Here is an 18666-nt window from a genome sequence, read left to right on the forward strand (position 1 = left end):
TCCAGCCAGCGCAGCGCAGGCCAGGAAATGGGCGCCGTTTTGTTTTTGGCCACCGATTTTTTTCATCAGCAAGGAGTTGGACATGACCGCAGACACCACCACCCCGATCGCGGCCGCCAGCCCGGCCGACGCCGGCACCCCGGCCCAGGCCTCGCGCCGCGACTTCATCAAGAAGGGTGCGGCCACCGCCACCTTCTTCTCCACCCTGGGCCACAGCGGCGTCTGGGCCGCCGGCTCCGACGCGCCGGAAAAGACCGAGGTCAAGATCGGCTTCATCCCCCTGACCGACTGCGCCAGCGTGGTGATGGCGGCCGAACTCGGCCTGGACAAGAAATACGGCGTGAAGATCATCCCCACCAAGGAAGCCAGCTGGGCCGGTGTGCGCGACAAGCTGGTCAACGGTGAGCTGGACTTCGCCCACGTGCTCTACGGCCTGATCTACGGCCTGCAGCTCGGCACCGCCGGGCCCAAGAAGGACATGGCCATCCTGATGAACCTGAACCACAACGGCCAGGCCATCACGCTGTCGAAGAAGCTGGCCGAAAAAGGCGCCGTGGACGGCCCCTCGCTGGCCAAGCTGATGGCCGCCGAAAAGCGCGAATACACCTTCGCCCAGACCTTCCCCACCGGCACCCACGCCATGTGGCTCTACTACTGGCTGGCCAGCGCCGGCATCGATCCCTTCAAGGACGCGCGTGCCATCGTGGTGCCCCCGCCCCAGATGGTGGCCAACATGCGCGTGGGCAACATGGACGGCTTCTGCGTGGGCGAACCCTGGAACCACCGCGCCATCGTGGACGGCATCGGCATCACCGCCAACACCACGCAGGACATCTGGAAAGACCACCCCGAAAAGGTGCTGGGCACCACGGCCGAGTTCGTCGCCAAGAACCCCAACACCGCGCGCGCCGTGACCGCCGCCATCCTCGAAGCCGGCAAGTGGATCGACGCCGGCCTGCAGAACAAAAACAAGATGGCCGAAACCATCGCCCAGCGCTCGTACGTGAACACCGGCGTGGACGCGATCAACCAGCGCATCCTGGGCCGCTACCAGAACGGCCTGGGCAAGACCTGGGACGACCCCAACCACATGAAGTTCTTCAACGACGGTGCGGTCAACTTCCCCTACCTGTCAGACGGCATGTGGTTCCTCACCCAACACAAGCGCTGGGGCCTGCTCAAGAGCCACCCCGACTACCTGGCCGTGGCCAAGCAGGTCAACCGCATCGACATCTACAAGCAGGCCGCCGCCGCCACCAAGACGCCGCTGCCCAAGTCCGAGATGCGCAGCGCCAAGTTCATCGACGGCGTGGTGTGGGACGGCAAGGACCCAGCGAAGTACGCCGACTCATTCAAGATCAAAGCTTGAGCTTTGATGCCCCCCGCGCCGGCCGTTGGCCGTCACCCCCCGGAGGGGGGCAACGCTGGCGGCCCGGCGAAGCCGGTTCCGCGGCGTTCTTGGATTGATGAAGGCACCTCTCTCGCCGCATTGCACTGAAAGGACATCCACCATGGTCAGCGCCGTATTTCATTCACCGCTGGAGGCCATCGCGCCGCCCGCCAACTCCCATGCCAGCCCCATTGGAAGAGCCATGAGCGCACCCCACGCCAATGCCCCCGTCGCCGACACCGTGACGCCCGCCGCGGTCAGCGCCCGCCCTTCGGCCGCAAGCCGTGATTTCCGCGGTTTCTGGATGGCGGTGTTGCCGCCCATCATGGGCCTGGCCTGCCTGGTGCTGATCTGGCAACTGATCGCCAGCACCAGCAACAGCGGCATCCCCAAACCCGCCGAAACCTGGGCGCAGGCGGTGCAGGTGTTTTCCGACCCGTTCTACAGCGAAGGTCCGAACGACCAGGGCATTGGCTGGAACGTGCTGGCCTCGCTGCAGCGCGTGGCCATCGGCTTCGGCATGGCGGCGCTGGTGGGCATTCCCGCCGGTTTCGCCATCGGCCGCTTCGAGTTTCTGAGCCGCATGTTCAACCCGCTCATCAGCCTGCTGCGCCCGGTGTCGCCGCTGGCCTGGCTGCCGATCGGCCTGCTGGTGTTCAAGGGCGCCAACCCGGCCGCCATCTGGACCATCTTCATCTGCTCCATCTGGCCCATGATCATCAACACCGCAGTGGGCGTGCAGCGCGTGCCGCAGGACTACATGAACGTGGCCCGCGTGCTCAACCTGAGCGAATGGAAGATCTTCACCAAGATCCTGTTCCCCGCCGTGCTGCCCTACCTGCTGACCGGCGTGCGCCTGGCGGTGGGCACGGCCTGGCTGGTGATCGTCGCTGCCGAGATGCTGACCGGCGGCGTGGGCATCGGCTTCTGGGTCTGGGACGAGTGGAACAATCTCAACGTCTCCAGCATCATCATCGCGATCTTCGTCATCGGTATCGTCGGCCTGATGCTCGAATTCGCCCTGATCAAACTCGCGACCCTGTTTACGTTTGAAGAGGTAAAGGCCTGACCCACCCCCGCGCCGCGCCCAAAGGCGCGTCACCCCCTCAAGGGGGCGCCACCAGCGGCCCGGCAAAGCCGGTTCCGCGGTGGCCCCCGAACAAGGAGCTTCCCATGAGCAACAACCTGACGACCAAGTACATCGACATCCAGCACGTCGAACAAACCTTCAAGACCAAGAAAGGTCTGTTCCCCGCGCTCAAGGACATCAACCTGACCGTGGCCAAGGGCGAGTTCGTCACGCTCATCGGCCACTCGGGTTGCGGCAAGTCCACCTTGCTCAACCTGATCGCCGGCCTGACCACGCCCACCCATGGCGTGCTGCTCTGCGCCGACCGCGAGATCGCCGGCCCCGGCCCCGAGCGTGCGGTGGTGTTCCAGAACCATTCGCTGCTGCCCTGGCTGACCTGCTTCGAAAACGTCTATCTCGCCGTGGAGCGCGTGTTCGCCGCCACCGAAAGCAAGGCCCAGCTCAAAGCCCGCACCGAGTCCGCGCTGGCCCTGGTGGGCCTGACCGCCGCGGCGCAGAAGCGCCCCGGTGAAATTTCCGGCGGCATGAAGCAGCGCGTGGGCATTGCCCGGGCGCTGTCGATGGAGCCCAAGGTGCTGCTGATGGACGAACCCTTCGGCGCGCTCGACGCGCTGACCCGCGCCAAGCTGCAGGACGAGCTGCTGGAGATCGTGGCCGCCACGCAGGCCACCGTGGTCATGGTGACGCACGACGTGGACGAGGCCGTGCTGCTATCGGACAAGATCGTGATGCTGACCAACGGCCCGGCCGCCACCATCGGCGAAGTGCTGGCGGTGGACCTGCCGCGCCCGCGCAACCGCGTGGCCCTGGCCGACGACCCGCAGTACCAGCAGTACCGCAAGGCCGTGATCGACTTCCTCTACACGCGCCAGGCCCACGTGGAGAAGGTAGCCTGAATTGCCCCACCCCCGCCGCGCTTCGCGCGACCCCCTCCAGGGGGCGATGCGTGTGGCCCGGCGAAGCCGGTTCCACCGCATCCTGGGCCAGGCATTTCACGCCGGAAGGGCGTCTTTCGCCAACCCAAAAAGGGGCATGCTTTCGGGCATGCCCCTTTTTTCACGCATGGCGGGACGGGTATCACCGCCATGGTGCAAAAACCCGCATCCACCGCCTGGCCAACGCCCACGAGACGGGCATGGAATTTGCTGAACAGTGCACAAGGCTAACGAAGGCCTTGCTCGATGCTCCGATTCGCCCGCCCTGGGCGATCTGCAGCGCCCCATCCATGGCACCTTGCCGCCTGGCACGGGGCCGCGGCATGGGTTTCAATTCCCCACCCCTCTCTCACAAAAGGTCCAAGCCATGGCGGGCTTCCGTACGTTCCTGAAAAGCGGGCACACACCCACCCTGTTTGCCGCGTTCTTCTACCTCACGTTCTCGTTCGTGATCTGGGTTATGAACGGCGCGATGGCGCCCTTCATCAGCGAAGAGTTCAACCTCACGCCGGCCCAGAAGGGTCTGCTGCTGTCCATCCCCATCGTGGCCGGCGCGATCATGCGGTTTCCGCTCGGCCTGCTCGCGCAGTACGTGGGCCGCAAGACGGCCACCCTGGTCGAGCTGGCGCTGATCTGCTTCACCATGTCGTACGGCTACTTCTTCGTGAGCAGCTACGACGACATGCTCAAGATGGCCCTGCTGCTGGGCGTGGCGGGCGCCAGTTTCGGCGTGGCCATGTCGCTGGGCTCGGGCTGGTACCCGCCCAAATACAAAGGGCTGGCCATGGGCCTGGTGGGTGCGGGCAACGGCGGCACCGCCATCGCCGCGCTGCTGGCCCCGCCGCTGGCGCAGGCCTACGGCTGGCAGACGGTGTACGGCTTCGCGGCCATCGCCTCGCTGGTGCCCATGCTGGTGGTGGCCTTCATGGCCAAGGAGCCGCCCGACCGCGACCAGCACGCCGGCCTGCGCCAGCACCTGGACTGCCTGCTGGAAAAAGACGGCTGGGTGTTCAGCATGATCTACATCGTCACCTTCGGCGGCTTCATCGGCATCACCACCTTTTTGCCCACCTACTATTACGACCAGTTCGGCGTGAGCAAGGTGCAAGCCGGCCAGCTCACCATGCTGGCCGCGCTGATGGGTTCGGTGGTGCGCGTCTTCGGCGGCTGGATTTCCGACCACTGGGGCGGCGTGAACACGCTCACCGTGGTGCTGGTGGTGGTGTCGGTGGCGCTGGTGGGCGTGGGCCTGTCGGCGCACTCCATCGTGCTGACCACGCTGCTGCTGATCGTCTGCTTCGCCGCGCTGGGCGCGGGCAATGGTGCGCTGTTCCAGCTGGTGCCGCTGCGCTGGCCCACCTCCACGGCCGTGGCCGGCTCCATGATCGGCGAAATCGGCGCCCTGGGTGGCGGCCTGGTGCCGGCCATGATGGGCCAGTCCAAACAGCACACCGACAGCTTCCTCACCGGCTTCATCGTGATGGCAGTGTTCTCGCTGCTGATGCTCGCCGTGATGCGCAAGATGCAAGTGCGCTGGACACGGACCTGGGCTGAGAAAGGTGGGCGCGCGCGCAGCGCGTGATTCGGCGGAGCAGACAAGGGGCGCCAGCACCTGGCCCCCCTTCAGCGCCATCCACGAACATAGGGAGTTCACATGAATCCAGCCACGCTCCAATTGCTCGCCAAGTTCCGCAAACTGTCCGGGCGGCAAGGCAAACCCTTCGACGTGATGCAATTCGTGACCGACGCGGCCTACGCCCGCCAGTGCTTGGCCCTCACGCTGGACACCGAAGACGAAGAGTTGCTGCTGGTGGGACTGCAGCTGCAACAAGCCATGGGCCTGAACACACCCACCGCCACGCCGCCGGCGCCCGCAAACGCCAGCCCCCCGCCCGCTGAAGAGCCGCCCGCCTCCTCACGGAACAACTACATCGGCCGGCTGCGCTGAACCGCAGCGCCATCGCCGAGCGACCCAAGCGGGAACCGCACACCGACAGCTTCCCCACAGGTGGGCGCGCGCAGCGCCTGACTCAGATCGGGTCGCCCAGCAGCTTGGACAACGCCGCGATGTTCGCCGCGCTGGGGACTTGCGGCTTCATCTCGTCTTCCAGGGCCGTGGCGTTTTCGTGCGCCTGGATGGTGTTGACCATCTCATACTGGCTTTCCCAGGTGATGGTCTTGCCCGGCGGGCAGAGGTCGCGCAGGGTGCCGAACCAGTAGTAGCCATCGGTGCCACCAAAGAGCTTGTCGATGCCGCCGGCATCACCGGGTTTGAGCCCGTGGGCCGACAGCACCAGGTTGAGCTTGTGGTGGGAGACCGAATAACGCATGGAATTTCCTGTGGTGGTGGCAAGAGACGGGCGCTGCACACGCAGACGGATCGTCGGGGCCGGCGATTTTACGGGCACCGCCCGCGAGGCATCGGGGCGCACGGCCCCGGGCCTGGCCGGCGCCCCGCGCGAAAGGCCGGCGAAAACCTCAAAGGACCCAGTGCTTTGGCCCGGCGCTTTAATCCGACTATATTTGTCAACCATGAACGACGCCACCACGACCCCCACCCCGCCCGGTCCCAAGACATCGACCGACAAGAACAAGATCCGCTTCCTGCTGCTGGAAGGGATTCACCCCTCGGCCGTGGCGGTGCTGCGCGCGGCGGGCTACAGCCAGATCGAAAGCCTGCCCGGCGCCCTGCCCGACGACCAGCTGCTGGCCAAGATCGCCGACGCGCATTTCGTCGGCATCCGCTCGCGCACCCAGCTCAGCGCCGAGGTACTGAGCCACGCCCAGCGCCTCACCGCCGTGGGCTGCTTCTGCATCGGCACCAACCAGGTGGACCTGGCCGCGGCACGCGAGCGTGGCGTGGCGGTGTTCAACGCGCCGTTTTCCAACACCCGCTCGGTGGCCGAGCTGGTGCTGGCCGAGGCCATTCTGCTGATGCGCGGCATCCCCGAGAAGAACGCCGTGGCGCACCGGGGCGGCTGGCTGAAGTCGGCCAGCAATTCGTTTGAAATCCGCGGCAAGACGCTGGGCATCGTGGGCTACGGCGCCATCGGCACGCAGCTCTCGGTGCTGGCCGAAGCGCTGGGCATGAAAGTGGTGTTTTTCGACACCGCCACCAAGCTGCCGCTGGGCAATGCCAGGCCGCTCACCAGCCTGGACGAACTCATGGCCACCGCCGACGTGGTGAGCCTGCACGTGCCCGAAACCCCCGCCACGCAGTGGATGATCGGCGCGGCGCAGATCGCGCGCATGAAACCCAGCGCCGTGCTCATCAACGCCTCGCGCGGCACCGTGGTGCAGGTGGACGCACTGGCCAGCGCGCTGAAGAGCCAGGCCCTGCTCGGCGCCGCCATCGACGTGTTCCCCGAAGAGCCGCACAGCAACAAAGACGTGTTCGAGTCGCCCCTGCGTGGCCTGGACAACGTGATCCTCACGCCCCACATCGGCGGCTCCACGCTGGAGGCGCAGGAAAACATCGGCATCGAGGTGGCGGAAAAACTGGTGAAGTACAGCGACAACGGCACCACCACATCGGCCGTCAACTTCCCCGAAGTGGCCCTGCCCGCGCACCCCGGCAAACACCGCCTGCTGCACATCCACCGCAACGTGCCCGGCGTGCTCTCCAGCATCAACCGCATCTTTTCCGACCACCAGATCAACATCGCCGCGCAGTACCTGCAGACGCGCGAAGACGTGGGCTACGTGGTGATGGACATCGACGCCGCGCACTCCGAGCTGGCGCTGGCCGAACTCGCGCGCGTGCCCGGCACCCTGCGCAGCCGCGTGCTGTTTTGAAAGCGGCCGGCACGGCGCCCACGCGCCCGCCGGCCAGCCAACAACAAAAAGCCCCAGGAGCGCCAGCGCACAGACCCGGGTTGCACCGCAACCGCACGATCCGACAATGACCCTGGCGCCACACCGCGCACCCACCAGCAGGAGCCACCCATGTCCGAGCCCATGCACCCCACCGCCGCCCCCGGCACCGCGCCGGGCGATGAACCCGACCTGACCAACACCGAGCTGGTGCAACTGCGCATGCGCGTGATTGCCCTGGAAAACATGGTTGTCGCCCTGCTGGCCGACGCGACACCCCGGCAGCAGGCCCTGGCCCGCGAAATGGCCAGCTACATCTCACCCCGGCCAGGCTACACGCCCCACACGCTCACCATCCACGCGGCCGACCAGATGCGCAGCCTGGTGGACCGCGCGGACCGGTTTCAGCCGATGCAGGGGAATTGAGCGGGGTTGTTGGCCGAGGCCGCAGGGCGGGGGGGGTCACGGCGGGTGAATGGAGAGGCCCCCCGCTTTCACGGCCGGCTACCGGGGCCGAAAGAGCCGGTACGGTGACTTGGCGCGGGGGCTGGCCGTGACGATGGCAACGGCCCGCTGGACGTGAGGGAGCATTCGGATGAAGGCCTCGATCTCGGCAGCTTGCGCCGCATGGGACACGCAACCTTCGACGTAGACCACGCGCCCCTGAACGGTGACCCAGAGCGACGTGTTCGGAAACGGCAAACGCTCTCGAACGGCAGCCTGAATGCTCTCGGCGATGTCGCGGTCATAGGCGTAGGCGTTCGGGCGCTCGCACTCCTTGGCCAGCCAGCAAGTGGTGCCCTTCTCGGCGCGGCGATGCGATTGCGCCTGGCGCTCAGCTTCCGTGACGCGAGGGCCAGCGGGTTCCGGGCAATCTGCGACGGCACTCGAAATCTTGAAGAACGGATCGCCGAACCAATTGCGCAAGTCGTGTTCGTGTGTGGACGCGCCCAAGGCGACCGGGAAGGCCAGCATCGCTGCTGCGGCGGTTGAGCGCAACGAGCGAGCCAATCGAGGTCTAACGAAGCTGCGCAAAAGCCCCATGGCCAGCCACGGGCTGGCACATGAGAGCGGTCTTCTGGGTGGCCATGGCGTTGAGCCCAACACAGTCTCCACTGCACGCCCACCTTGTGCTGACCGTTTTGGCCACCCACTGCGGGCCGAAAAACCGGGGCGGTTCTGTCCACGAAACGGAACAACTCCGGTCGCTCAAAAGTCGCATGCAAGTCGATCAATTCAGAGAAGTGACCTGAGAGGCGTCTTGGTACTCTTGCTCAAGGGCCAGCAACTTTTTGGGCAATTTGACTCCATCGCGGCGGGCGATGGCAAACATGGCTCTTTGGGTGAAGCCTCCGAGAATCTTTCCCTGATCGTCGAGCGCTTGCCAGTCTTCGACGTCGTCGACGCTGCAACGGTAGATGCGATCGAGATGCCCGGCATGTGTCACCGGCTTTGTGACCAGACGAACCCTGAGTTCCTCGTCGTCGAGGGCTTCCAGCACTTCCGCCCAAAGGTGTTCAACCTGGTTGGAGTTGCTGACGAACCGAAGCTTGACGACCAAACTCTCGTTGGCGGCGCGGGCGAGGCCGAGGAACTGTCCCCGGGTCTGCTTCGCCTTTTCAAGCGCGTCGATCATCAATGGGTCATCCGGGCTGGTGTGCATGGGCGGGAACTCTGACCGGGACGCGCGCCAACGCACAAACAGCCAGACGGCCACGACACAGCCGATGGCGATGAGGATGCCAGGATCAACGAGCATGAAGGAGCCCACCGTTTGACGTCCGGTTGGCGGCCGTTTTATACATTCGTACTTCCTCTTGGGCGCATCTCTCGACCCGTTGGGTCGGTTGCCAGTACGGACTCATAGAGACTTCCAATGCGGGGTGGAATCGGGTTGTCGTTTTCGTCAACTTCAAAAAGCCCCCATGCGAAGCCTTCAAGCTCCGGCTCTGAAAATCCAGGGTCGTCGAGGAGGCTGCAGAACTGAAACAACAATTCCGCCTGGGCACCGCGAGCAATATCGATCAGATCTTGTGTTGAGGTTCCGTTGGCAACTGCGCGTTTCAACGCGGCTCCAACACCTGCGTATGGCCCCGTTGGGTAGCGTTCCGACTCCTGGATTTGACTGCCTACCCAGACTCCGTCATTTTCCTGGAGAACATGTTTCCATGCTTGTCGCAGAAATAGATATCGCTGAAGCTGTGGAATGCCCTCTCTGATTTGTGATTTGGCCCACGACTCTGAATCTTGCGCCCCAAGTTTATGAAATAACTTCGTCAGTTCAGCGGTATCGTTTGGGATATCCATTTATGACTCCAAAGATGAATAGTGTGAAGATGACCGACCCGCGACAACTTTCGGCGAAGCCACTTCTTTCTATTGTGGGTCCGTGTCGATTGACACGTTAAACCTCACGGCGCCCCTACTTTGAAGCTGGCGCCCGAACATAAGAATTCTTGAAGAGCTTGCCATAGTCAAGGCTCCTGATACCCACCTGACCATTCGGACAACGTGAGTATCGAGTCGGTTCATTTTCAATCAGCCATTCCAGAACTTCCGCGCTGGGAACCGGCCGGCATTCAATCTTCACTTCAGGCTTGAAATCTTCAGGACGAACCCAAAAATCGAAGGGCGTCGACTTCACCAACTGAGACTTTAGGCTGGCGGGAATAGTCACAGGGGAGTTTTTGTCAAGAACGGCAATGGCCCATTGGCGAAGTTGCTCGTTCTCTTTCGTGGGCTGTTCCTTCAGAACTCCAAGCGCCATCTGCACGTAGTCCTTCTTGAGGCCAGCATCGGCCAAAGAGCTCTGAACAGAATAGCCAATCAGCGCCAGTATGACAGGAATGGCAACGGCCGATAGGATCTGAGCAATCTGCTTCAAAACCTCTAGGCGATCATTGATCGGCGACATGATGAATTAGGTCTAACATAATGTAGTTGGTCTAATCTGGAAAAACCAGGCCGGACGACTGGATAAACACGAGCCAGCGCAAGCCCACGGCAGGCCGAAGCGCATCTTTCACCTCTTGACGCGAGCAGTTCTTTGAAGGAACTGTATTTCCGCACATATCTTTGCCACCCCATAAAGCCAGTCGCCGATCCCGCCCCGTCGCCGCGCCAGTGGAATCGGCAGCGGGAATTGATTCGTTGCAAACACTATAGCCTCCAATTCGCTGCCCATCACGCAACGAGCAGCAGCCGCCCAGCCAACGCGCCACCCGCGCGCAGCACGGCCTTATCCATCTCTTCGCCCCCCGCCCAGCCCGGTGATCACCCTGGCCAGGGTGCGAACCCCTTGCTGGATCTGGTCGAGGCCAAGACTCGCGTAGCCCAGGGTCAGGCCCGCTGGCCGATCCGGTCCGTGCGCCGTTGGCCGGGCATACAGCGCAGACACCGGGTAGATCCCCACGCCTTCGGCGCGCGCGGCCGCCACCAGCGCGGGCTCGTCCTGCGGCCGCAGAAAGGGCAGCCACAGCACCACGTGCAGCCCGGCCGCGGCGCCTGACACGTGGGCCTCGGCGGGCAGGTGGCGCGCGATGGCGTCGAGCAGGGCGGTGCGGCGCCGCTCGTTCTCGCGCCGCACCCGCCGCACGTGGCGCTCGTAGGCCCCGCTCTCGATCAAGGCCGCGAGCACGCGTTGTTCCAGCAAGGGCGCGTGGCGGTCGGCCAGCCGCTTGGCTTGGCGGAACACGGGCACCAGCTCGGGTGGCAACACCAGGTAGCCGAGCCGCAGTTGCGGCGACAGGGCCTTGGAGAAGGTGCCGACGTAGATCACGCGGCCATCGGTGTCGATGGATTGCAGCGCGTCGATCGGGCGCTGGCCGTAGCGGAACTCGCCGTCGTAGTCGTCCTCGACGATCCAGGCCTGTTGCCGTTGCGCCCATTGCAGCAGCTCGACACGCCGGCCGATGGGCAACACGCCGCCCAGCGGAAACTGGTGCGAGGGCGTCACGTAGGCCAGGCGGGCGACGCCATCCCCGGGCAGGCTGGCGGTCTGCAGGCCGTGTTCGTCCACCGGGGTGGGCAGCGCTTTGGCGCCGGTGGCCTCGAAGCAATGCCGTGCCATCGGGTAACCGGGCTCCTCGAAGACGAAGGCGTCGCCCGGGTCGAGCAGCAGCCGGGCGCACAGGTCGATGGCCTGCTGCGAGCCGTGCACCACCAGAATCTGTTCGGGGTCGCAGGCGAGCCCTCGCGCCCGCCGCAGGTAGCCCTGCAGGGCGCGGCGCAGCGCCGGGTCGCCCTCGGGCGCGCCGTAGCACAGGCTGGGCTGTCGGCGCAGCAGCTCGGCCTGGTAGGCGCGCCGCCAGACCAGGGCGGGAAAGTCGCGCGAGGCCACGGCGCCGTACAGGAAGTCGATGCGGGCCGGCTCGGCGGGCGGCGGTGCCGGCTGGACCATGCCCGCCACGCGGCGGCCGAACCCGGACAGGTCGGGCGCACGCCGGGCGTGCCGGCCCGGCGCGGGCGCCGCCGGTGGCGCCAGCGGGCCGGTGATGCGGGCCGCCCGCCCAGTGGCGGTGAGCAGGAAACCTTCGGCCGCGAGCTGCTCGTAGGCGGCGGTGACGGTGGTGCGCGAGACGCCCAGATCGGCCGCCAGCGCCCGCGTGGACGGCGCCCGGGCGCCGGGTGGCAGCGTGCCGTCGGCGATCTGGGCGCGCAGCAGGTTGTAGATGCGGCGCCCGGCCCCGGTGGCGCCGCTGCGGTGGGTCGAAGGGCTGGCTGGCGGGTTGGAAATCTGGCCCATATAAATCGCAGAAAACTGGTTCTTCTCATTGTGCCGGTTGCGCGCCACAGTGGTGCCCGATCAACCACACACTGCCCCACCGATTCACCATGTACATCCCACCGCACTTTGCACAGACCCGGCCCGAGGAACTGCAACGCATCGTCCGAGAACACCCGCTGGGCGTGCTGGTCACGCAGAGCGACGCAGGCCTGGACGCCGACCACCTTCCGTTCGAGTTCGACCCGGCCGCGGGCACGCACGGTGCGCTGCTGGCGCATGTGGCCCGCGCCAACACGCTGTGGCAGCGCTGCCCCACCGGGTCTGCGGTGATGGTGGTCTTTCGCGGCGCCGAGGCCTACATCTCCCCCAACTGGTACCCGAGCAAACACGAGGCGCACCGCCAGGTGCCGACCTGGAACTACGAGGTGGTGCACGCCCACGGCATCCTCACCGTGCGCGACGACGAGCGCTTCGTGCGTGGCCTGGTGGCGCGCCTGACGCGCAAGCACGAGACGGCCGAACCCCGGCCCTGGAAGATGGGCGACTCCGAGCCTGGGTTCATCGACGGCCTGCTGCGCCACATCGTGGGCATCGAGATCGCCATCACCTCGCTGGTGGGCAAGTCCAAGCTCAGCCAGAACAAGGACACCCGCGACCGCCTCCAGGCCGCCGACACCCTGGCCGAACGCGGCCACGGCGAGCTGGCGCAGTTGATGCGTTCAAGCGGCTGAGACGCGCCGCAGCATGCCGTTCATCGCCTACCGGTTCACCGCAAGGAGACGAACGCTTTGCCCTACTTCGGCAAGAACAGCAGCCAGTACACCAGCAGCAGGTTGAACAGCACGCTGAAGCCCAGCAGCAGTTTCCACAGCATGGTCGGGTCGCGCTGCAGCAACGCCGAAGCCGGGGGCACGGTGAGCGGGCGTGAGGCGCCACGCTCCAGCGCGAGCAGGAATTCCTCCGCAGTCTCGAAGCGCAGCGACTTGTCGCGCGCCACGGCCTTCTGCAGCACGTGGTCGAGCCAGATGGGCACTTCGGGGTTGTGGCGGCTGGGGGCGGTGGGGTCGCGGTAGTAGCGGCCCACCTGGTAGGGCAGCACCTCGCCGTAGGGCAACTTCCCGGTGAGCAACTGGTAGAGCGTGACGCCGAGCGCGAACAGGTCGCTCTGGGCGTCGGGCAGTTCGGGCTCGCCTTCGGTGGCGCTGCCGCCCGCGGCCTTGCCGTGGTGGCCCCACTGCTCGGGGTTGACGAAGCTGGGGGTGCCGGCGTGCAGCCGGCGCATGCTCTCGGGCTCGCGCCCGGTGAGGGCCACGCCGAGGTCGAGCACGCGCAGCACGCCGTCGTCGCCCTGGTGCAGGTTAGCGGGTTTGATGTCGCGGTGGATCACGCCCTGGCGGTGCAGCAGGCCGAGCACGCGCAGGGTCTGCATGGCGACGCTGACGGCCTGCCCCGGCCCGAGCTTTTGCTGGCGGTCCAGCAGTTGCTGCAGGGTTTCGCCGCTGTGCCAGTCGTACAGCAGGTAGCAGGCGCTGCGCGGCAGGCGGTTGGGCAGGTGGTCGTGGATGGCCACCAGGTGGCCGGCCGCGCGCGAGGACATCATGCGTTTGGCGAGCCAGGCTTCGTGCGCGAGCATGGCGCGCTCGTCCTGGTCGTGGGCGCGCGCGGGGTGCAGTGTTTTCAGGGCGTAGAGCGTCTGGGTCTGCGGGTCGCGCACCTGGTAGAGCAGGTTGATGCCGTTGTCGGCCACGGTGGCGGTGACGGTCAGACCGTCGATGCTCTCGCCCACTTTGAGTTTGTGCGGCACGGGCAGACTCTGGGCGGCGCGGCCGGCGTCTTGCAGGTTGGGGCCTTGCAGACCCCGCACGCGCACCACCATGGCGGTGACGTTGTCGTCGCTGCCGGCGGCCAGGGCCTCGGCCACCAGGCGCTCGGCGGCGGGCTGGGCGCCTGCGGCCTGCCCGGCGGGGGCGGCGCACTCGGCGATCCGGCGCTCGGAGAGCTTGCCGTGCACGCCGTCGGTGAGCATGACGAAGGTGTCGCCCACCTGCAGGTCGCCCTGCAGGTAGTCCACCACGAGGTGGTCTTCCAGGCCCACGGCGCGCAGCAGCTGGTGGCGCATGTCGGGGTGGTTCACGACGTGGTCGTGCGTGAGCAGCAGGGTCTGGCCTTCGCGCAGCAGGTAGCAGCGCGAGTCGCCCACGTGGGCCACGGTGTACGACTGACCGCGCAGCACCAGCGCCGTGAGCGTGGTCAGGCCCATGGCGGGCTGGCGGCGGTGGTTGGTGCCGGTGAGCCAGGTGTTCTGCGCGCCGATGATGCGGTCGAGCGCGACGGTGGTGTCCCAGGTTTCGGGCGTGTCGTGGTAGCTGCGCACCAGACTGGTGACCGTCGTCTGCGCCGCCTCGCCGCCCATGCCACCGGTGCTCACGCCGTCGGCGATGGCGACGATGGAGCCCATGTCTTCCTGCCCTGCGGGCGGCAGCATGGCGGCGCAGAAGTCTTCGTTCTTCTCTTTGCGGCCGGTCTGGCAGACAAAGCCAATATCTATATGAAAGGCCATGCGTTCAGCCCATGAGCATTTGCATGCTGCGTTCGTACTGGGCCGACAGCTGCTCGAAATCGTCGAGCAGGCTTTCGCTGGCCGCCGCCAGGCCTTCCAGGCGCAGCAGGCGGTCGCGCCCGGCCGGGCGGCGCACGTGGTCGGCGCCGGTCACCACCTGTTGCCAGCCCTGGGCGGCGGACTCCAGCGTGCGGCGGATCTCGGGCGTGGACAGGGGCAGGCCGTTCAGGTAGGCCAGGCCCTGCTCGAAGGCCTGGCGCGCGGCTTCCATGTCGGCCTGGTGCTGCCGCTGGGGCGCGTCGGGCTCCAGCACCCCGAGCAGCGCCGCTTTGGCAAAACGCTGCGAGAGCATGCGCTGGCGCCCGGCCATGTTGAGCATGCGCAGCGGCGCCACGCTGCCGGCGCTCTCCAGGCTGGCGGTGAGGCGGTCGGCGTCTTGCAGCAGGCGCTCAGCCAGGGCGTTGATGGGCGCGAGCTGGTCCAGCGCGGGCTCGGCTTTCAGGGCTTTCTTGAGCGCCTTCCAGGTGGCCACCACCTGGGCCAGCAGGTCGCCGAAGGTGGGCTGCGAGAGGTTTTTTCCGAGCAGCGCGAGGTTGGCGTCGATGCGCTGGGCCGAGTCGGTCTGCAGCGCCAGGTGCTGCGCCACCTGCACGCCCGCCAGCCGCAGCAGCCAGTGTTTGACGAGGCGCTGCGAGAGCATGCGCAGCTGGCCAGAGCGGTTCACGCCTTCGGCGAAATGGGCCGACTGGATGATGTGCTGCGCCACCTGGCCCAGGCGCTGGTTGCTGTGCATGGACGCGGTGCGCAGGATCTCGAAGGCGCCGTCGTCTGACACTTGGCGCGCGCTCATGAGGATGCCCTTGGCGCGCTCCACGGCCTTGCGTTCTTCGAAGCGGGTGGACACGTCGCGCAGCTCTTCGAGCAGGGCCTGCTCGCGTTTGAAGCGCGCCTGCGCGAGCTGCATGAGCGGGCGCAGGCGTTGCGCGCCGTAGCCGCCGACCACGTAGGCGTGCACGCCCGATTCGGTGGCGCGCACGATGTGCGCGGCATCGCCGTCGTTGGTGAACACCAGCACCGGCAGCGGCGACACCTCGGCCAGGGTCTGCGTGGCCTTGAACAAGGCGTCGTCGGGCTGGGGGGCCTGCACCACCACCAAATTTGGTGCATGGCGCACCACGCTCTGCACCAGCTGGCTGCAGGCATCCACCACCGCCAGCACTTGGGCGCCCGCGGCCTCCAGGTCGTTCACCAGCGGCTGGCGGGCCAGCCCATCACACAACAAAACCACAGAAACATGCATATGAATCAAAGACTTGGGTAAACAGCGTGCGCCCCGAAAGGCGGCACAGACCAGGCGCCAAGAATGCCTGAAAAAGAGGGGCCTGGGCACGCTTCGTTGCGTGGCACAGGTATTGCTTAAATCACCTCGGACGTAACGACGCGTCCACCCCAGCCAATGCGCTGCGGGTTCCACGCACAACGACGTGCGTAGCTTGTCCAGGCGGCCACGAAGGCCTGTCTGGCGCCGACTGCTCGGTCGGCCCGATCGTATCCCTACCCCAATTCGTGTCCTGGCATGCGTGCGCGTTGTCGCCCGTCTCCTCGCCTGGACGCACCTCAGTTATTCACACATGAATGGAGTCCCCGCGATGAAAAAAGCAAAACTGGTGATGGTCGGCAACGGCATGGCCGGTGTGCGCACGCTTGAAGAGCTGCTCAAGATCGCCCCGGACCTCTACGACATCACGGTCTTCGGCGCCGAGCCGCACCCGAACTACAACCGCATCCTGCTCTCGCCGGTGCTGGCGGGCGAGCAGACGCTGGACGAGATCGTGCTCAACGACTGGTCCTGGTACAGCGACAACGGCATCACCCTGCACGCGGGCGTCAAGGTCACCGAGGTGGACCGCATCCGGCGCGTGGTGCACGGTGTGAACGCCGCGGGCGAGCCCGTGAGCGCGCCCTACGACCGCCTGATCATGGCGACCGGCTCCAACCCCTTCATCCTGCCGATCCCCGGCAAGGACCTCAAGGGCGTGCTGGCCTACCGCGACATCGCCGACACGCAGGCCATGATCGACGCGGCCGCCACCTACAAACACGCGGTGGTCATCGGCGGCGGCCTGCTGGGCCTGGAAGCGGCCAACGGCCTGATGAAGCGCGGCATGACGGTGAGCGTGGTGCACGTCGCGCCCTGGCTGATGGAGCGCCAGCTGGACGACGTGGCCGGCAAGATGCTGCAGGCCTCGCTGGAACAGCGCGGCATGAAGTTCCTGATCGGTGCGCAGACGCAGGAACTGGTGGGCGGTGAAGACGGACGCGTGAAGGCGATCCGCTTCAAGGACGGGACCGAGGTGCCGGCCGACCTGCTGGTGATGGCCGTGGGCATCCGCCCCAACACCGCGCTGGCCGAAACCATGCGCCTGTATGTGAACAAGGGCATCGTGGTGAGCGACACCATGCAGACCGTGACCGACCCGCGCATCTACGCGGTGGGCGAGTGCGCGGCGCACCGCGGCATCGCCTACGGCCTGGTGGCCCCGCTGTTCGAGCAGGGCAAGGTGCTGGCCACGCACCTGGCCGAGTTCGGCATTGGCCGCTACACCGGCTCGCTCACCTCCACCAAGCTCAAGGTGACGGGCATCGACCTGTTTTCCGCCGGCAACTTCATGGGCGACGACAGCACCGAAGAGATCGTGATGAGCGACCCCTCGGGCGGCGTCTACAAGAAACTGGTGATCCAGGGCGACAAGCTGGTCGGCGCCTGCCTGTACGGCGACACGGTGGACGGCAGCTGGTACTTCAAGCTGCTGCGCGAAGGCCGCACGGTCAACGACATCCGCGACAAGCTGATGTTTGGCGAGAGCCACCTGGGCGACGCCGGCCACCAGGGCCAGAGCAAGGCCGCGGCCATGGCCGACTCCGACGAGGTCTGCGGCTGCAACGGCGTGACCAAGGGCACCATCTGCAAGGCCATCAAGGACAAAGGCCTGTTCACGCTGGACGAGGTGCGCAAGCACACCAAGGCCAGCGCCAGCTGCGGCTCGTGCACCGGCCTGGTCGAGCAGATCCTGATGTTCACCGCCGGCGGCGACTACTCGGCCACGCCGAAGATGAAAGCCATGTGCGGCTGCACCGAACACGGCCACGCAGCGGTGCGCGAAGCCATCCGAACGCCGCTGCCCGACGGCAGCAAGCTGCTGACCACGGCCCAGGTGTTTGCCCACCTGAACTGGAAGACGCCCAACGGCTGCGCGAGCTGCCGCCCGGCCGTCAACTACTACCTGATCAGCACCTGGCCCAAGGAGGCGAAAGACGACCCGCAATCGCGCTTCATCAACGAGCGCTCGCACGCCAACATCCAGAAAGACGGCACCTACAGCGTGATCCCGCGCATGTGGGGCGGCGAGACCACCGCCGACGAACTGCGCCGCATCGCCGACGCGGTGGACAAGTACAAGATCCCCACCGTCAAGGTCACGGGCGGCCAGCGCATCGACCTGCTGGGCGTGAAGAAGGAAGACCTGGTCAACGTCTGGAAAGACATCGGCATGCCCTCGGGCCACGCCTACGCCAAGGCCCTGCGCACGGTCAAAACCTGCGTGGGCAGCGAGTGGTGCCGCATGGGCACGCAGGACTCGACCCAGATGGGCAAGGACCTGGAGCGCGCGATGTGGCGCATGTACGCGCCGCACAAGGTGAAGTTCGCCGTCTCGGGCTGCCCGCGCAACTGCGCCGAGGCCGGCATCAAGGACGTCGGCATCATCGGCGTGGACTCGGGCTGGGAGATGTACATCGCCGGCAACGGCGGCATCAAGACCGAGGTGGCGCACTTCCTCGTCAAGCTCAAGACCGCCGCCGAGGTGCTGGAGTACACCGGCGCTTTCTGCGAGCTGTACCGCCAGGAGGGCTGGTACCTGGAGCGCACGGTGCACTTCGTGAACCGCGTCGGCCTGGACTACGTGAAGAAACGCATTCTGGAAGACCACGAAGGCCGCAAGGCCCTGTGGGAACAGCTGCAGTTCGCGCTGGACGGCGAGCCCGACCCCTGGTTCGACTTCAAGGAAGCCGCGGTGGACACGCGCCAGTTCGAGGCCGTGAGCGCCCTTTCGTGAAATTCTTCAACTGCGCCATTTTTCTGAAAACCAGCGC

17 protein-coding genes are annotated in these 18666 nt (G+C 66.1%); 9 read left to right on the plus strand and 8 right to left on the minus strand.

The features are described 5' to 3' along the window. The first annotated feature begins 82 nt into the window (after window positions 1-82). The 5 genes from KIH07_RS21380 (at window position 83) to KIH07_RS21400 (ending at window position 5363) form a co-directional block, all read left to right on the plus strand. Window positions 83-1369 carry a CmpA/NrtA family ABC transporter substrate-binding protein gene (locus KIH07_RS21380; RefSeq protein ID WP_226493885.1) on the plus strand — a complete coding sequence of 429 codons (1287 nt, stop codon included), beginning with the start codon at window positions 83-85 and terminating at the stop codon, window positions 1367-1369. Between the two features lie 142 nt (window positions 1370-1511). Further along, window positions 1512-2459 carry a nitrate ABC transporter permease gene (ntrB, locus tag KIH07_RS21385; protein WP_226493886.1) on the plus strand — a complete coding sequence of 316 codons (948 nt, stop codon included), beginning with the start codon at window positions 1512-1514 and terminating at the stop codon, window positions 2457-2459. Between the two features lie 104 nt (window positions 2460-2563). Next, a complete protein-coding gene (locus KIH07_RS21390; protein ID WP_226493887.1) occupies window positions 2564-3376 on the plus strand; it encodes an ABC transporter ATP-binding protein in 813 nt (270 codons plus the stop codon). Between the two features lie 406 nt (window positions 3377-3782). Further along, the gene (locus KIH07_RS21395; RefSeq protein ID WP_226493888.1) at window positions 3783-4997 is read left to right on the plus strand and encodes an MFS transporter; all 1215 of its coding nucleotides are present in this window, start codon (window positions 3783-3785) and stop codon (window positions 4995-4997) included. Between the two features lie 72 nt (window positions 4998-5069). Beyond that, window positions 5070-5363 carry a hypothetical protein gene (locus tag KIH07_RS21400; protein WP_226493889.1) on the plus strand — a complete coding sequence of 98 codons (294 nt, stop codon included), beginning with the start codon at window positions 5070-5072 and terminating at the stop codon, window positions 5361-5363. 82 nt (window positions 5364-5445) lie between these two features. Here KIH07_RS21400 and KIH07_RS21405 read toward each other — a convergent pair whose 3' ends face one another. After that, window positions 5446-5745 carry a hypothetical protein gene (locus KIH07_RS21405; RefSeq protein WP_226493890.1) on the minus strand — a complete coding sequence of 100 codons (300 nt, stop codon included), beginning with the start codon at window positions 5743-5745 and terminating at the stop codon, window positions 5446-5448. Between the two features lie 202 nt (window positions 5746-5947). Between KIH07_RS21405 and serA the strand changes: the two genes are divergently transcribed. Beyond that, complete coding sequence (gene serA, locus KIH07_RS21410; RefSeq protein WP_226493891.1) at window positions 5948-7210, plus strand: phosphoglycerate dehydrogenase; 1263 nt, start codon at window positions 5948-5950, stop codon at window positions 7208-7210. 150 nt (window positions 7211-7360) lie between these two features. Continuing rightward, entirely contained in the window at window positions 7361-7654 is a 294-nt protein-coding gene (locus tag KIH07_RS21415; RefSeq protein ID WP_226493892.1) for a hypothetical protein, read from the plus strand. 78 nt (window positions 7655-7732) lie between these two features. Here KIH07_RS21415 and KIH07_RS21420 read toward each other — a convergent pair whose 3' ends face one another. The 5 genes from KIH07_RS21420 to KIH07_RS21440 form a co-directional block, all read right to left on the minus strand. Continuing rightward, a complete protein-coding gene (locus KIH07_RS21420; protein WP_226493893.1) occupies window positions 7733-8203 on the minus strand; it encodes a BON domain-containing protein in 471 nt (156 codons plus the stop codon). A 256-nt stretch (window positions 8204-8459) separates the two neighbouring features. Then, window positions 8460-8987 (minus strand): DUF2314 domain-containing protein, encoded by a 528-nt coding sequence (locus KIH07_RS21425; RefSeq protein ID WP_226493894.1) that lies wholly within the window; start codon window positions 8985-8987, stop codon window positions 8460-8462. Window positions 8988-9025: 38 nt separating this feature from the next. Beyond that, a complete protein-coding gene (locus tag KIH07_RS21430) occupies window positions 9026-9535 on the minus strand; it encodes a hypothetical protein (protein WP_226493895.1) in 510 nt (169 codons plus the stop codon). Window positions 9536-9650: 115 nt separating this feature from the next. Further along, the gene (locus tag KIH07_RS21435) at window positions 9651-10142 is read right to left on the minus strand and encodes a hypothetical protein (RefSeq protein ID WP_226493896.1); all 492 of its coding nucleotides are present in this window, start codon (window positions 10140-10142) and stop codon (window positions 9651-9653) included. 324 nt (window positions 10143-10466) lie between these two features. Then, window positions 10467-11972, minus strand: coding sequence for a PLP-dependent aminotransferase family protein (locus tag KIH07_RS21440; protein ID WP_226493897.1), 1506 nt, complete (start codon window positions 11970-11972; stop codon window positions 10467-10469). Window positions 11973-12061: 89 nt separating this feature from the next. Between KIH07_RS21440 and KIH07_RS21445 the strand changes: the two genes are divergently transcribed. Beyond that, complete coding sequence (locus KIH07_RS21445; RefSeq protein WP_226493898.1) at window positions 12062-12685, plus strand: FMN-binding negative transcriptional regulator; 624 nt, start codon at window positions 12062-12064, stop codon at window positions 12683-12685. A gap of 62 nt (window positions 12686-12747) precedes the next feature. Here KIH07_RS21445 and KIH07_RS21450 read toward each other — a convergent pair whose 3' ends face one another. Then, window positions 12748-14514, minus strand: coding sequence for a bifunctional protein-serine/threonine kinase/phosphatase (locus KIH07_RS21450; RefSeq protein ID WP_226493899.1), 1767 nt, complete (start codon window positions 14512-14514; stop codon window positions 12748-12750). Window positions 14515-14518: 4 nt separating this feature from the next. Then, the gene (locus KIH07_RS21455) at window positions 14519-15814 is read right to left on the minus strand and encodes a type IV pili methyl-accepting chemotaxis transducer N-terminal domain-containing protein (protein ID WP_226493900.1); all 1296 of its coding nucleotides are present in this window, start codon (window positions 15812-15814) and stop codon (window positions 14519-14521) included. Between the two features lie 349 nt (window positions 15815-16163). Here KIH07_RS21455 and nirB point away from each other — a divergent pair, with 349 nt between their 5' ends. After that, window positions 16164-18629 (plus strand): nitrite reductase large subunit NirB, encoded by a 2466-nt coding sequence (nirB, locus tag KIH07_RS21460; protein WP_226493901.1) that lies wholly within the window; start codon window positions 16164-16166, stop codon window positions 18627-18629. The last annotated feature ends 37 nt before the right edge of the window (window positions 18630-18666 follow it).

It is taken from the genome of Hydrogenophaga taeniospiralis, assembly GCF_020510445.1.
Lineage (GTDB): Bacteria > Pseudomonadota > Gammaproteobacteria > Burkholderiales > Burkholderiaceae_C > Hydrogenophaga.